General features: G+C 38.8%; 12 protein-coding genes and 1 pseudogene. 12 read left to right on the top strand and 1 reads right to left on the bottom strand.

What is annotated here, in order from left to right:
* Nucleotides 1-642 precede the first annotated feature (642 nt).
* A pseudogene (locus tag CVD28_RS19025) lies at nucleotides 643-2,030 on the top strand (IS1182 family transposase).
* Nucleotides 2,031-2,174: 144 nt separating this feature from the next.
* Here the strand turns inward: CVD28_RS19025 and CVD28_RS19030 are convergent.
* A complete protein-coding gene (locus CVD28_RS19030; RefSeq protein WP_101595203.1) occupies nucleotides 2,175-3,395 on the bottom strand; it encodes a DUF418 domain-containing protein in 1,221 nt (406 codons plus the stop codon).
* 935 nt (nucleotides 3,396-4,330) lie between these two features.
* Here CVD28_RS19030 and CVD28_RS19040 point away from each other — a divergent pair.
* From CVD28_RS19040 to CVD28_RS19090, 11 genes are all read left to right on the top strand, one after another.
* Nucleotides 4,331-5,551 (top strand): anhydro-N-acetylmuramic acid kinase, encoded by a 1,221-nt coding sequence (locus CVD28_RS19040; RefSeq protein ID WP_257985920.1) that lies wholly within the window; start codon nucleotides 4,331-4,333, stop codon nucleotides 5,549-5,551.
* 61 nt (nucleotides 5,552-5,612) lie between these two features.
* Complete coding sequence (locus CVD28_RS19045) at nucleotides 5,613-7,151, top strand: ABC transporter substrate-binding protein (protein ID WP_101595210.1); 1,539 nt, start codon at nucleotides 5,613-5,615, stop codon at nucleotides 7,149-7,151.
* Between the two features lie 65 nt (nucleotides 7,152-7,216).
* Complete coding sequence (locus CVD28_RS19050) at nucleotides 7,217-8,158, top strand: ABC transporter permease (RefSeq protein ID WP_101595214.1); 942 nt, start codon at nucleotides 7,217-7,219, stop codon at nucleotides 8,156-8,158.
* Between the two features lie 14 nt (nucleotides 8,159-8,172).
* Nucleotides 8,173-9,006 (top strand): ABC transporter permease, encoded by an 834-nt coding sequence (locus tag CVD28_RS19055; protein WP_101595217.1) that lies wholly within the window; start codon nucleotides 8,173-8,175, stop codon nucleotides 9,004-9,006.
* 21 nt (nucleotides 9,007-9,027) lie between these two features.
* Complete coding sequence (locus CVD28_RS19060) at nucleotides 9,028-10,239, top strand: serine hydrolase domain-containing protein (RefSeq protein WP_101595221.1); 1,212 nt, start codon at nucleotides 9,028-9,030, stop codon at nucleotides 10,237-10,239.
* Nucleotides 10,240-10,251: 12 nt separating this feature from the next.
* Nucleotides 10,252-11,250, top strand: a complete 999-nt coding sequence (locus CVD28_RS19065) for an ABC transporter ATP-binding protein (RefSeq protein ID WP_101595224.1) — start codon at nucleotides 10,252-10,254, stop codon at nucleotides 11,248-11,250.
* Nucleotides 11,222-12,226, top strand: a complete 1,005-nt coding sequence (locus CVD28_RS19070; protein WP_101595228.1) for an ABC transporter ATP-binding protein — start codon at nucleotides 11,222-11,224, stop codon at nucleotides 12,224-12,226. The genes CVD28_RS19065 and CVD28_RS19070 overlap by 29 nt, the downstream gene beginning before the upstream one ends.
* Nucleotides 12,227-12,255: 29 nt before the next feature.
* On the top strand, nucleotides 12,256-13,107 hold the full coding sequence (locus tag CVD28_RS19075; protein WP_101595232.1) for a MurR/RpiR family transcriptional regulator: 852 nt from the start codon (nucleotides 12,256-12,258) through the stop codon (nucleotides 13,105-13,107).
* Between the two features lie 20 nt (nucleotides 13,108-13,127).
* Nucleotides 13,128-14,018, top strand: coding sequence for an N-acetylmuramic acid 6-phosphate etherase (murQ, locus tag CVD28_RS19080; protein ID WP_101595236.1), 891 nt, complete (start codon nucleotides 13,128-13,130; stop codon nucleotides 14,016-14,018).
* 320 nt (nucleotides 14,019-14,338) lie between these two features.
* The gene (locus CVD28_RS19085; protein ID WP_101595239.1) at nucleotides 14,339-14,950 is read left to right on the top strand and encodes an exonuclease domain-containing protein; all 612 of its coding nucleotides are present in this window, start codon (nucleotides 14,339-14,341) and stop codon (nucleotides 14,948-14,950) included.
* Between the two features lie 91 nt (nucleotides 14,951-15,041).
* Nucleotides 15,042-15,398 (top strand): hypothetical protein, encoded by a 357-nt coding sequence (locus CVD28_RS19090; protein WP_101595243.1) that lies wholly within the window; start codon nucleotides 15,042-15,044, stop codon nucleotides 15,396-15,398.
* Nucleotides 15,399-15,683: the final 285 nt, after the last annotated feature.

Consider the following 15,683-nt stretch of genomic DNA (forward strand, 5'->3'; position numbering starts at 1 on the left):
GATTCTGGTAACACATTTTTCAACACCTCCACTGTAAACTAAAAACATATTTAAAATACGTCCAACTAATGATGTCCAACAACCTACATTTACAATTCAATTGTATAACCTAAAAATTAAAAAGTCAATAAATATTGAATTATCAGAATTCTTTTTTTCTAAGAAAACCAAAAGTGCAAAAGAGTGTTAAACATGGTTATTCTAGTCGCAACAATAGTGAAATTGATTTTTTGTAATACTGACAACTATGATGCGTTAAGGAGACTTAATTAAAAAACAAAAGAAAATAAGGGAAAAAGAGAGAGGCTTTTCCTAAATTAAATGTTTTCATTTGCTTAATTTGATGAACATTATGAGATTCATGATTGTAATCTCCCTTACTGAGATAATAGAAGAGTTTTGGGCATGGTTAGGGAACTAGAAATTCTTTTTTTATTATGATTAAAAATAAAAAAACCATGTAATTTTACGACGGCACTGAAAAAGTCCTTAAAAAAATAAAAGTAGGATTTCTCAAATATTTTGAGGAATCCTACTCTTTTTGTTTTATAATTACATTATCAAAATTGATTGGGTGGTTTTAAGGTGATACAAGAACAGACATCAATAAACTTTAGTCCATTTATGCAACTCTATGGTTAAATTGTTCCCAAAGATAACATGTTACGAAAGTTAATGAGCTGATTGATTTATCATTTGTTTATGATGAACTTATGGATAATTATTGTCATGATAACGGTCGAAATGCTATCGATCCTATTCGCATGTTCAAATATCCATTCCTCAAGTCTGTACATGACCTATCCGGTGTTGACTTGGTTAAACGTTCTAAATATGATATGTCGTTTAAATAATTTCTTCACATGGCTCCGGAAGAGGAAGTATTTGATCCAATCTCATTAACTAAATTTCGAAAGCTCCGATTAATGGATACCAATCTTTTAGACCTGCTCATTAATAAAACCGTTGAAATAGCTATTGAAAAGGAAATCATCAAAAGTAATTCCATAATTGTGGATGCCACCCATACGAAAGCACGCAATAATCATCAGTCTCCTAAAGAGGTCCTTATGGACTGTTCCAAAAAGCTGAGAAAAACGATCTATAAAATAGACAAGGGATGAAAAAGTAGTTCCCTTCCAAAACGACAACTGATGTGTTGGAGATGAAATTATTTATTGCCAAGATCTCATTGATGTTATTGAAAAGGAAGAAGCTCTTGTTCAGTATCCAAAAGTTAAAAAACAGTTAAACCTTCTAAAAGAGACGGTTGCGGACGATGTTGATCAATTACAGTTATCAAAAGATAAAGATGCAAAAGTAGGACATAAAAGTGCGGATTCTGCATTTTTAGGATATAAAACTCACCTTGCCATGAGTGAAGAGCGAATTATCACTGCCGCCACGGTAACGACAGGTGCAAAGAATGATGGAATGCAATCAGAAACGCTAATTGTAAAAGCATCCAAGCTGGAATGGAAGTTAAAACAGTCATCGGTGATGCAGCATACTCCGAAAAGGGAAATATTGAATACACTACAAATAATGAGATAACATTAGTGGAGAAATTAAATCCTTCTGTAACACAAGGCTTTCGAAAAAAAGAAGATAAATTTGAATTTAATAAAGATGCTGGAATGTATGTGATGTCTGTAAGGCAGGCCATATGGCTATAAGGAGAGCTCGACAAGGTAAAAAAGTGTAGGCAAAAATCAGTTGACACTATTATTTTGATGTAGAAAAATGCAAATATTGCCCTTTCAAAGATGGTTGTTATAAAGAAGGAGCGAAGAGTAAAAGTTATTTTTGCTTTCTCTTTAAAATAGTCACTTTCTTGAAATTTTACTTGTTCCCTATGTACATCTAATTTAATGATTACACGCTACAAAATAGAAGCAAAAAATAGCGAATTAAAACACCGGCACGGGTATGATGTTGCGTCATCCTCGGGTCTAATTGGCATGAAATTACAAGGGGCCATGGCAATTTTCACAATTAACGTGAAAAGAAAATTTAAGCTAATGAGTTGAAAAATCTCGCACGGTATAAGTGAAAAAGGGACGACTTTCCATTCAAAAATCTGAATGTGAGTCGTCTTTTTTTTTGTTAAGACTATTGCCATTAAAAAAACGTAAGTTTTTCAGCACCCTCAGTTTTAAACGGGTTATTTAACATTAGGAAATATTATTTTGCGTTATTTTATTATCTTTTTTCATAGTTTGAAAATATCCATATGTTAATGAGCGCCATATCCATTCAAAAGGGCCGAATCTAAAGTTCTTCATCCATATATAACTAAAGATCACTTGTAACGCATATATCAGAAGGCACAGGAATGTTCCTGTGACAAGGCTGACTTTCCCGTAAAGATCTAGTTCTAGAAAAATAAAAAGGGATACAATCGTTTGGGAAAGGTAATTGGTCAGAGCCATCTGTCCGGTATAACCGATTGGACGGAGAAGCTGCTGCCACTTTTTCTTTTTCAAAAGCAATGTCAATGAAGCAATATAGAAAAAGCACAATGTTAACCCGCTTAAGCTGGTAAATAGAAAAACGGCGGGTTCTTTATATAGTCCTAACTCTATCGCGTTTAACTTAAAGGCGGCTAAAAGAATAACAAGCGGAATGCTAAGGGTTATGGATACCCGCCAAATTTTCTTTATCAAAGGAAGGTGTGTCGTACCTGGCTGAAAGATACCCCTTTTTCCTGCATAAAGCCCAAACAAAAACATTCCCAGCACCGTAATCATAACAAAGGGCTGATTCTCTAAAATTGGAATAATTTCTTCCTTGAACCGAAAGCGAACAAGTTCTGTGTATTGTGCATGCTGATAAAAATCAACGTATTCCGGGAGCTGGCTCTTTAATTCTTGTTCCGCTGCTGCTTCTGAATCCTTCATTATTTCTTCGGGCAAAAAAAATTGAATCGAAACAAAAGCATGGAACAGAAATAATAAGCTGAACGCCCAGATCAGCAGTGTTTTCGTTTTACGTTTATAGAATAATAGCAGGAAAAAGCCGGTTAAAGCGTAGGTTAGCAATATATCCCCAAACCATAAAAAAACTAAATGAAGTGCTCCAAATAAAAATAAGGCAAATAATCTTCTGGAAAATAGACGCTTAGTCTTCAACCCTTTTTGTTCTGCCCGGCTCATAAAAATGTAAAACCCTAGCCCAAATAAAAAAGAAAACATAGTATAAAATTTAGTTTGGACAAATAATTGAAGGAAAAGGTCCAGCCAATAATCCACTCCTGTATATTCTGGATAAGTCACAAGAAAAACAGGTGAATGAAAGGCGGGCATATTGACCAGGAAAATTCCCAATAATGCAAAACCCCTGATAATATCGATTGTCACTATCCTTTCCTTGGCGGAAATCGGTGCTGATTTCATATCTCTATCTCCCTTATATTAAAGAATCTGGTATGTACTAATTTGAGGGGCTTGTTTCCTATCTATATTTTCTCTCTAAGAGAATCTTATAATTTGCTAATATGTTCTGTACACAGTTTTTATAACAAACCGGTCGGTTAATATATTTAAAATTGGCGAATTGCTTTTTAGAATTTTCCGCGGACAAGGAATTAAATAAAGTAAATTTTTGAATGGATAAATGTAATTCAATTATTCTGAGTTTCTGATAGTTTAATTCGAATATGTCCATGGCGGCTATAATTAACACCCATGTGACGGGCAAAATAATATTCCCTGCAGCGATTTCTCAGCTGAAAACTTGATCATGCAGCTGAAAACGACTTTTTCATCGCTAATTTTAGCCAATACTCACTTATCGATATGACTTTAATTTTGAATAATGGAACTGAATTGCTTCAATTCTTGATAAAAGATTTTGGTTTTATCAATCCGTGTTATAAGTTCAAAAGAGCAGGAAATCATTTTGATTTTCTGCTCTTTTCTGTGGCTGCATCAATCTTTCAGTATAAGAAAAATTATCTGAGTAATATGTAAAATCTTAGGAATTAGCCCTCGTTCACTCCGCCTTTTATTGTGTCAATAAGTGCTAATGGCTTATTTCATATGTCCGTTCAAGTGTTGTGTTGGGAACATAAATGTATGATTACAAATTTGATGAATTAGACTGTTAAGTTAAAGTAAAACGCTATTTTATAATGCTGTGGCAAAAATTTTCGTACTATTAAAAAAGTAATTGACAATTTTCAAAACATTTTATAAATTGATGGTAAGGATGTAATAAAGTTTAACGTTTTATTATGTAATTATGAAATTATATTACATGCTTTGATGCAGCTAACAAGAATTAACAACAATGGATATGTTAATCAATCTAAAGAAAGGACGGTTCAATATTGTATAAAGCTCACCCTTTGAATTCCTATCAAGAAAGAAATGAGCACAATTTAATTGGAATCATGTCAGGTACGTCCTTAGATGGAATCGATACAGCGTTAGTTCGAATTTGTACAAATGATGTTGGAGAAATCAAAGAAGTTAAATTAAAGGCCTTTCTTTATGTGCCCTTCTCCGAAGAGTTAAGAACTCAAATATTGAATCTTTGTTCAGTCGAGACGGCTAAATTAGACGACTTAGTTATCATGCATTCAGGGATTTCAGAATGGTATGCGTTTGCGGTAAAACGCTTACTTTCTTTGCACAATATATCTGCTTCTGATGTAGATGCTATTTGCAGTCATGGACAAACCATTTGGCATGCTCCTTCTCCGGTCTCCTTTCCCGGGCCTGAAGGTGACATTAATGTGAAATCTACATTGCAAATTGGCTCTTTATCGGTTCTGGCAGAGCGTACGGGGATCCCGGTTATTGGTGATTTCAGAGCGAGGGATATGGCTGCAGGTGGAGAAGGTGCCCCTTTAGTCCCTTACATGGATGCCTTATTATTTAGCTCGGATGATAAAGGTAGAATATTGCAAAACATAGGCGGAATTGGAAACGCTACCATTTTACCGGCCAAAACATCCAAACAACCAGTATTTGCTTTTGATACAGGGCCTGGAAACATGGTGATCGATACTCTTGTCAGCCTTCATTCACTTGGGCAGCAAAAGTATGATTCTGAAGGGGAAATAGCAGCGTTGGGAGCAGTAGATAATAAACTATTGGATTCAATGCTGGAAGATCCCTTTTTCAAAAAATTACCGCCTAAAAGTACTGGCCGTGAAGACTATGGGGTATTGTATGCGAAGAAATTTTTGTCCGAGGGAGAAAGAAGGAATCTTTCATTCTATGACATTATAGCAACTGCCACAGCTTTGACGGCAAAAAGCATTACTAATTCTTATAAGCAATTTGTCTATCCCACAGCAGAGATTTCAGAGCTTATTATTTCAGGCGGCGGAACGTACAACAAAACATTAATGCAAATGATTAAAGAATACCTTCCAGCTTCGATAGAAGTGAAAACAGCCGGTGATTTCGGAGTGCCGGATGATGCAAAAGAAGCCGTTGCCTTCGCAGTTTTGGGGCATGAAACCTTGATGGGCCGTCCCAGCAACCTGCCGGAAGTTACCGGAGCAAAACACCCGGTTATTTTAGGCAATATCTGCTTTTAATCTTATAAATACATTAATCTTTTGGAAAAATTGTTTTTACTAAAAAAAAGGGGTCCGATTTATGAGAAAAAAACTTGGATTGGCAATTTTGTTAACGTTAATGCTCATTTTGTCTGCATGTACGGGAGGCAGTAAAGAATCATCCTCATCTTCATCAACTAAAAGTAAAGATGGCGAAAAACAGCTAATCGTTGCTTCTGATCAGGATCCGGTCGGATTAGATCCACACAAAACTCCAGCCGCTTCAAGCGTCAGAGTGTATTCACTGATTTATGACAGATTGGTTCATATGGATTCAGAAATGAAAATTGTACCTGCACTGGCCGAAAAATGGAATATCAGTGAGGATGGAAAATCAATTACTTTCAACTTGGTTAAAGGTGTCAAGTTCCATAATGGAAGGGAAATGACATCAGAAGATGTAAAATTCAGTTTTGAAAGAATATTAAATCCAGACACTGGTTCAACTGTAAAATCCTATTTTAGCAGTATTGCCAAGATTGAAACACCGGACGCTCAGACTGTTGTGTTTCATTTATCAGCACCTGATGCAGCATTCCTTAATAATGCATCTGTTGCCTCTGCGGCCATTGTTCCTAAGGAAGTTAAAGACTTAAACACTGAAGCTGTAGGTACAGGGCCATTTATCCTGGACAAGATGGAAGCAGGACAGTTTGTTACCCTAAAGAAGAACCCGGATTATTACAATAAAGATAGAGTAAAAGTAGATTCAATAAAGTTTAACATTATGAAAGACGAGTCTCAGCGTACAGCAGCATTACGTTCAGGGAAAGTTGATGTTGCATCAATCAGTGCAGACACGGCCTCCCTATTGGAAAAAGCTAAAAATGTAGAAGTTAAAGGGTATCAATCAATGGAATATAGCTATTTAGGAATTAACACAGCTAAAAAGCCCTTTAATGATGTAAAGGTTAGACAAGCTATCAGTTTTGCGATCGACCGGCAGGCAATTGTCGATACTGTATGGAAAGGGAAGGCAGCATTGACTGGACCTATTTCACCAGCTGCCGAGCAGTGGGCTACGGATGCCGGCAAACTTCCAGGCTACAAGCAAGATACTAATAAAGCAAAGAGTTTACTAGCTGAAGCTGGATATCCGGATGGATTTGATACAACAATCTACACTGCATCTACATACCCGGATATGATTGATTCCGCACAGGTTATTCAAGAACAATTAAAAGCAATTGGCGTTAATGCGCAAATTAAACAGCTTGAGTGGGGCGCGTATATTGAAATGTGGAAATCGAAAAACACAGATTTACTGGTAGGCCGTAACACATCAGGAACTGATCCTGATCGCTCAACAAGATATTTCTTCTCAACGGAAGGTTCTGCAAATGTATGGAACTACTCAAACAAAGAGTTTGATTCTATCGTTCAGAAAGCATTAGAGACTAATGATGAAAATCAGCGGAAAACTTACTATGACCAGGCTCAGACTATTCTAGCTGAAGAAAATCCTAATCTATTCCTTGCATCACCGATGAATTTCTACGCTGTATCCGGCAGGGTACAAGGTTTTGAACCAACGGTTGCCGGAGAATCGGTTGCCCTTTTAAATGCTTCATTAAAATAAGTAAGACATTGCGGGTAGAAATAAAAAACTACCCGCTTGTGTTTTCCATTACAGGGGGGAAATGAATGGGGCGTTATATTATCAATCGCTTACTTACACTCATACCCATAGTTTTTGGCATTTCTATACTTGTGTTCCTGATTCTGCATATAGTTCCTGGAGATCCGGCCTCAATCATGCTGGGTACCAGCGCTACACCGGAGGCCATTGCGGCATTAAGAGAAAGTATGGGTTTGAATGATACTTTAGTAGTTCAATATTTTAAATGGATTAGCGGAGTTTTTACAGGTGACTTTGGGGTGTCAGTTAATACTGGCAGCGAAGTTCTGCCTGAAATTATAAGTCGGTTTTTAGTTACAGTCCAGCTTACATTCTTTGCAGCTATTATCGGATGGGCTATAGCTATCCCAATTGGCATAATATCAGCAGTAAAAGCAAACACCGTGTTTGATATTGTTGGCAGATTAATGGCAATGCTGGGAATTTCCGTACCGAATTTTGCTGTAGGAACTCTGCTGCTGCTTGGATTATCTCTTTATTTTGGATGGTTCCCGCCAATTGACTTTGTCAATGTCTGGGAAGACCCGATCGCGGCATTTCAAGTTCTGATTCTTCCAGCAATCACTTTGGGCATCGTCCTTGCTGCAGGTATTATGAGGATGACGCGTTCAGCTTTTTTGGAGACATTGAACAAGGATTTCATTCGCACTGCCAGGGCGAAAGGCAACAGTGAAATAGCAGTCGTCATTGGCCATGCATTGCGCAACTCGGCGATACCAGTCCTAACCATCGCCGGCATGCAGATTGGTTATCTATTGGGAGGAGCAGTCATAATTGAACAGTTATTCTCTCTTCCGGGACTTGGTCAATTTGTACTGGAAGGCATTCAACAGAGGGACTACCCAGTTGTTCAAGGGGGCGTTCTGTTTATTGCAGTTGTCTTCGTATTTGTAAATTTCTTAATAGACATCATTTATACATGGATTGATCCACGAATCAAATATTGAGGAGGAGCCTTACAGTGGCAGATTTAGGGAAGCGCCTGCTTAATAATAAAACAGCAGTCATCTGTTTAATTATTATTCTATTGATTATACTTATGGCTATTTTTGCTCCAGTAATTGCCCCGCATAACCCAAATAAAATGTTTAATGAGAATCGTCTTGAAACAAGTTCAGCCAGCTTCATGCTTGGTACAGATGAATTTGGCAGAGATATGCTTAGCAGAATTGTTTACGGGGCGAGGGTATCATTGCTGGTCGGTCTGACTTCTGTGGCAATAAGTGTATTTTTTGGTTCATTATTAGGCCTGATTGCCGGATATTTTGGCAGATGGATAGATAGCGCGATCATGCGTGTAATGGACATTTTATTTGCCTTTCCGGAAATTTTACTAGCGTTGGCAGTCATTGCGGCATTGGGACCTGGTACCTTAAACACTATATTAGCGATTGGAATTGTTAATATCCCGGTATTTACACGCCTTGTACGAGGCGCTGTTTTAAGTATAAAGAATTTAGAATATGTAGAGAGCGCAAAATCTATCGGTGCAAGCACCAGATGGATACTCTTTCGCGAAATTTTTCCTAACGTAAATGCACCTCTGCTTGTTCAATCTACTCTGGCCATATCTGGAGCGATCCTGACTGAATCAGCCCTGAGTTTTCTTGGACTCGGCATTCAGCCGCCTGATCCTTCCTGGGGAAGCTTAATTTCTGAAGCAAGACAATATATGGAATTGGCTCCAGGTCTCCTCATTTGGCCGTGTGTCGCGATGATTATGACCATTTTGGCATTTAATCTATTTGGAGACGCTCTTCGGGATCTGCTCGACCCAAATCAACAGAGCAAATAGGGAAGTTAGGTGGGAAGAATCGTGAATCAGCTTACAGCCTTAATGGAAGATGGACTTAAAAACGGCATTCAGGAAAAGCTCTTTCCGGGCGGTATTGCGAGTGTAAGTAAGGCAGGTTTGGAGATTCAAACAGCCACAGCGGGAAATCACAGCTATGGCACAAAAGCCAAGCAGGTTACTTCTGAATCCGTCTTTGATCTTGCTTCACTTACAAAAGTTACAGCTGCCTTACCGGCAATATTACTTAGTATTCAAGAGGGGAAGCTGCTCCTTTTTGATAGCGTGGAAGAATATATTCCCGAGTTTTGCACCGGCCAAGATGCCATGGGCAAGAAACAAATTACTATTTTTCATCTGCTTACACATACCTCAGGTCTTCCGGGATGGCGGCCTTACTATATCAGCTATAAGGGCAGATCTGAGTATATAAATGCTATATCGCAAGAACCGCTGATAGGATCGCCTGGAAAACAGGTAGTGTACAGTGATTTAGGTTTTATGCTGCTCGGGTTCATTTTGGAAAGAGTATGGGATACGGATTTGACTTCATTAACACAGCAGTTAATCTATAAACCATTGAAAATGAGCCAAACAGGATATCTTCCACTTGAAAGAGGCACACCAATTGATTCTATTGTAGCTACAGAACAAGGCAACAGAATCGAAAGGGAAATGGGTCTCTCTTATTTAGAAGAGATTAAGCAAAACACTCTTCCTAAAGGCGCTTATGCTTTTACACCTGAGGAATTAAAGGAATTAAAGTGGAGAACAGAAGTTATTGTTGGTACCGTTCATGACTGTAACGCTTTTTACGGATTAGACGGGGTGAGCGGTCATGCAGGTCTATTTTCGACCGTCAATGATTTGCACTGTTATATGCAGGTCTGGTCTGAGCCGAATTCAGACTTTATTGATCCCGTATTAAAGCGTTTATCTGCAGGGCTCCAAACCAGTTCAATGATACCTACGAGGGGATTAGGCTGGGAGGCTTCTTCCACAGGCGGCACAATGGAGCAAAAGCTGCATTCCTGTTCTGGAGGAGAAGTAATTTCCCCGGAAGCTTTTGGACACACAGGGTTTACAGGAACGTTCATGTGGCATGATCCAGCTCGGCAAAGCTCTTTAATCATTCTAACCAACCGTGTCCACTCAGATAGCAACCGATCCTTTTTCACTTGGAGAAAAAAGTTCTGTAATACGGTTTTTTCTAACAGCAGTTTTACAGAAAAGTAAGGAGAGTAAGAGATGGCACAGCTATTAGAAGTGAAAAATCTTAAAACTAAGTTTAAACAGGGAAATGACATTGTAACTGTGGTTGATGGAGTAGATTTCTATGTAAAAAGCGGAGAGACATTGGGTATTGTCGGAGAATCCGGCTGCGGAAAAAGTGTTACCAGTATGTCGATAATTCAGCTCTTGGGAAAAAAAGCCGAAATTAATGGAGAAATTCTGTTCGAAGAAAATGACCTGCTGAAGCTAGATGAAAAAGACATGAGGAAAATACGCGGCAATGATATTGCTATGATTTTTCAAGAACCTATGACTTCACTCAACCCCCTCCATAAAGTGGGTAAACAAATTTCAGAGCCATTGCGAAAACATCTGAATTATTCAAAAGACAAGGCAAAAGCAAGAGCGATCCAGCTTCTTAATGAGGTAGGTATTCCAAGAGCCGAAGAGGTATTCTCCTCTTACCCCCATCAGCTTTCTGGGGGAATGCGCCAGCGTATCATGATTGCAATCGCCATGGCATGCCAGCCAAAACTAATTATTGCTGATGAACCGACAACAGCTCTTGATGTAACGATACAGGCACAAATACTAGACTTAATGAAAAAAGTTAAAAGTGAAAACAACACTGCTATCATGCTAATCACCCACGACCTCGGTGTGGTTGCAGAAATGTGTGACCGTGTTATTGTCATGTACGCAGGCAAAGTTATTGAAAATACAGATGTACTCACTTTGTTTAGAAACCCTAAGCATCCATATACGATTGGTTTAATGAACTCAATGCCTGATATCATTAACGACCATGAACGGCTTCAAGCCATTCCAGGCAATGTTCCAATGTTTCATGAAATGCCACAAGGCTGCCGTTTTGCTCCACGCTGCCCCCACGCTATGGATATCTGCCAAGAAAAAATGCCTGATTTATTTTCGTCTGGACAAAAGCATCAAGTACGCTGCTGGCTGATGAAGGAGGAAGAAGCACGTGAAGAAGCCTTTGCTGGAAATATCTAATCTTAAGAAACATTTTCCTGTCAAAAGTGGTTTTTTTGGCCAATCGAAGATGGTCCATGCGGTCGACGGTGTAGATTTAACGATTTATGAAGGGGAAACGGTCAGTTTAGTTGGAGAATCGGGATGCGGGAAATCAACAACTGGAAGATGCATTTTAAAGTTAATTGAGCCATCAGAAGGGAAGATTCTTTTCCAGGGCAAAGATGTAATGGCCCAAAATAATAAAGAATTAAGAAAACTGCGCCGTGAAATGCAGTTTGTTTTTCAAGATCCGTTCGCTTCTTTAAATCCTAGAAAAACGATAAGGGAAATCTTGATGACTCCTTTAATAGTTCACAACATAGAGACTCCGAAGGAAAGAAGAAAAATGGTAGAAGAGATGATTGAGATTGTAGGCTTATCTAAACAGCAGTTAGAGCGGTATCCTCACCAGTTTTCAGGGGGGCAGCGCCAGCGGATCGGCATTGCCAGAGCACTGATATTACGACCTAAAATGATTATTGCAGATGAGCCGGTTTCTGCTCTTGACGTTTCAATACAGGCTCAAATCTTAAATCTCATGCAGGACCTACAGAAGGAATTTAAACTTACTTATTTGTTTATTTCTCATGATCTTAGTGTTGTTCGGCATATCTCTGACCGTGTAGCAGTCATGTATTTGGGAAAAATAGTGGAAGTGGCTGATAAAAAAAGTTTATATGAGAACCCTGCACACCCATATACCAAGGCGCTGTTATCAAGTGTGCCTGTGCCTGATCCTGAGCATATAAAGGAAAGAATCATCTTGCAGGGTGACCTGCCGAGTCCTTCCAATCCTCCTTCAGGTTGTAAGTTTCATCCGCGCTGTCCCATTGCTGTTGAAGCATGCAGAACGGCTGTGCCTGATTTGCTGGAATTAAACTTTAACCAGCATAAAGTCTCTTGTCACTTGGCACACGATAATGCGGAATCCGCAATGAAAAAAATTGTAAATTAGAAGGAATGTATTGAAGGAGATTGTTTGATATGTTTAATGGCGGACTAGTTAGTATTAGGGAATTAATGGAGGGTTTAAATCCTTCTGAGCGGAAGGTAGCAGAATTCATTTTAGCTAATCCTCAAAAGGTAGTCGATTTATCCATTCAGAGGTTAGCAGAATTAACTGGTGTGTCAGAGGCATCAATCATTCGATTGACAAGGTCCCTAAATATGAAAGGATACAAAGAACTTAAACTTCGATTGATGGGTGATTTGACCAATAACCTGAAAGATGAACAATATCAGGATATTAATATAGGTGGATCCACAGAATCATTAATCCAGGCTGTAAGCAGTAATAATAAACAGTCTATCGAGGATACTGTGGCTGTATTGTCACCAATTGAAGTTGAAAAAGCGGTGAAAGCCTTGTGTTCTGCAAGAAAAATTGCTGTTTACGGGGTAGGAGCTTCTGCTGTAATTGCAGAAGATATAAAGCAGAAATTTACCCGAATAGGCTGGTGGTGTGATGCCTATTCCGATTACCATTCTCAAATGACTTCTGCAACTATTTTAACTGAGCAGGATGTTGCTTTTGGAGTTTCATACTCTGGCCAAACAGAAGAAATCTTCAGTTCATTAACTGAAGCAAAGAAACAGGGTGCCCAAATTATCACACTCACGAGGTTTGGACCTTCACCAATAGCTGATCTTTCCGATATAAAATTATTTACAAGTTCTGTTGAGAAAAGTATTCGAAGCGGTGCTATGGCTTCCAGGATTGCTCAGCTTAACGTAATCGATATTCTTTTCGTTTCAATCGCCAGCCATAAACATCATGATGTGATTCCGCTTTTAGAAAAAACACGCCTTATTGTTAAAAACACCAAACGAGCTTAATAGTAGGAAGGATGTTATGATTGGAAAACCTAAGTCAGCTTACAACAGAAATGAGAATGGAAGATATCGAGTTAGATACTTTGTCTTCTCTTGAAATAGTTAAGTATATGAACGAAGAAGATAAAAAGGTTGCATTTGCAGTAGAAAAAGAGCTGCCCAAAATTGCAAAAGCTGTAGATTTAATAACAGAGAAACTTAATAATGGGGGACGGCTATTCTATATTGGAGCTGGAACGAGCGGAAGGCTGGGAATATTAGACGCATCAGAGTGCCCTCCCACGTTTGGAACAGATTCTTCTTTAGTGCAGGGGATTATTGCCGGTGGCCCGCAAGCCATAATGCAGGCAGTTGAGAATGCAGAAGACAGCGTTGAACTGGGAAGGGAAGACATAGAGAAACGTAATATTAGTCAGGGAGATGTGGTTGTTGGCCTCGCTGCCAGCGGTCGAACACCGTATGTAATAGGAGCCCTCCAGGAAGCGAAAGCAAGGGCAGCTGCTACAATCACTATTTCTTGTAATGCTAATGATAAAATTAGCAAAATAGCGGATGTTGCCATCAATATTCTTGTCGGTCCCGAGGTGCTGGCAGGTTCAACGCGGCTTAAAGCGGGTACAGCCCAAAAGATGGCTCTCAATATGCTTTCAACGGGTGCCATGATTCGCCTGGGAAAGGTTTATGGAAACCTGATGGTAGCAGTTCAGGCAACTAATGAAAAATTACGAGAACGAGTAAAGAGAATAATTATGGAAACAACTAATGTAAGCTATGATACAGCCACAAAGCTATCAGAACAGGCAAATGGTGATGCAACTGTTGCCATTATTATGGCGAAAACAGGATTAGATGCGGAGGCAGCAAGAAATTTGCTGGCAAATTCAAATGGCAGTATAAGAAAAGCAATAAACTAATGTATATTCCTATGTTCATACCCTTACAACATATAGTGCAAGCCGGGGCAATTGTTTGCATTAAATCAATGGGGAAATGGCAATAACTTATTTTTTGAATATTCTATTTCTAAATGAGGCGAGCAGAAGATCAGCAAAGATTTTCTGCTTTTTCTACGGGAAAAGGGCTAAAAATGCAAAATCATTCTTCCCATTACTTACAGCTGCTTACCGCCTTTATTGTATCTCCATATAATTTGTTTGGAATATATTTCAAATATGCCCTGGGTAACCTTTTTCTGTTATGCTAGCCTTAGGAAAAATTGGTTAGGGGTGTAATTTTGAACAATCAAACGAAACTTGGTTTATTAGTGGATGTAGAGACCACTGGATTAAGTCCTAAGACAGATGAAATCATTGAATTGGCGCTGAAGCTGTTTTCCTATAATGAGGAAACAGGTGAAATTGTTGATATTGTCGATCAGGAATCTTATTTGCGTGAACCAGTCTCAAACACTGCAAAGCGGAATTACAGCAATGCTTTCCGTATCCACGGTATCCCGTATGAATCTGTGGCCGGAAAGAGCTTTTATGATGTGAAGATAAAAACTTTTTTTAACAGGACGGATACGGTTTTTGCGCATAATGCCTCATTTGACCGCAGTTTTCTTTACTATATGTATCCGCAAATAAATGACCTGAAGTGGTATTGTACCATGAAAGGCGTACCATGGAAAAACTATGGATTTTCAAATAGCAAGCTGCTGACGCTTCTGGAGTCACATAATATTACAAACTATCAAACCCACAGGGCCATGGATGATATTACATACCTGATGGAATTGCTGAAGAAAACCAATCCTTATGGTGACCCCTATCTCAGAGAAGTGCTCCGTACCGGCCATATGAGGAAGTATCAGCCGGCTGACAAGAAGAGATCCTTGCAGTTTTAAAAATTTAAAACTTGCTCACATAACACATGCATTTTTTGTTATTGGTAAAGATGATTTTACCCAGCGCCTAAAATTCCATGTTGATAAAGTGATGAATGGAGAACCAATTGGTGCAGCGAATCCGGACGTGCGGTTCAGTTTTATTTTATCTGATGAAGCGGCAGAGTTTTTATACAGTCTTGGAGAGTCAAGCTATGTGGGGCCGATTAACCCGGGCTGCAAAGGCGATATTTCTTTAAGCGAACTAATCCAAACAATTGAACAGCAGCTTGGAAAAAAGGCAGTCATAACAAGTGTGTTAACAAAAAATAATGCCTCGCCGTATGGTCTGCCGGGTTCCTGGGCCATTAATACAGAAAGAGCGGAAAAGCTCGGATATAGCTTCTCGGATTTGACACAGAGTTTAACTGGACTAATTGAATACTATTCAGCTGTAGCGGCTAAATAAGCCCACCTAAACAAAAGCCAACAGATGAAGTTGGCTTTTTGTTTTTTATGTTTTTTATTATACATTCATGGGAATAAGTAGATTAGACAAAGGAGATGGAGGAGTCAATTTCTTATGAAGGTAATTTTAATTGTGGCTGTAATTGTAATAGCCTATTTGGCATACAAGAAGATTGTTAAAAGAAGATAAATAAACTGACAAAATCAGCTCCTATAGGTTCTCGTATTAGCTTAGGTTTTGAAATTTAAAAGGACAAGCCCGCGGCAGAATGATCGTCAAGATTTA

This window comes from Bacillus sp. M6-12, assembly GCF_002860285.1.
Classification (GTDB): Bacteria; Bacillota; Bacilli; order Bacillales; family DSM-1321; genus Peribacillus.

What these genes read in the sequence shown, in the direction of transcription:
- CVD28_RS19075 (WP_101595232.1), top strand. Translation starts at nt 12,256, where the DNA reads ATGTTTAATGGCGGACTAGTTAGTATTAGGGAATTAATGGAGGGTTTA.
- CVD28_RS19050 (WP_101595214.1), top strand. Translation starts at nt 7,217, where the DNA reads ATGGGGCGTTATATTATCAATCGCTTACTTACACTCATACCCATAGTT.
- CVD28_RS19065 (WP_101595224.1), top strand. Translation starts at nt 10,252, where the DNA reads ATGGCACAGCTATTAGAAGTGAAAAATCTTAAAACTAAGTTTAAACAG.
- CVD28_RS19090 (WP_101595243.1), top strand. Translation starts at nt 15,042, where the DNA reads ATGAATGGAGAACCAATTGGTGCAGCGAATCCGGACGTGCGGTTCAGT.
- CVD28_RS19045 (WP_101595210.1), top strand. Translation starts at nt 5,613, where the DNA reads ATGAGAAAAAAACTTGGATTGGCAATTTTGTTAACGTTAATGCTCATT.
- CVD28_RS19030 (WP_101595203.1), bottom strand. Translation starts at nt 3,395, where the DNA reads ATGAAATCAGCACCGATTTCCGCCAAGGAAAGGATAGTGACAATCGAT.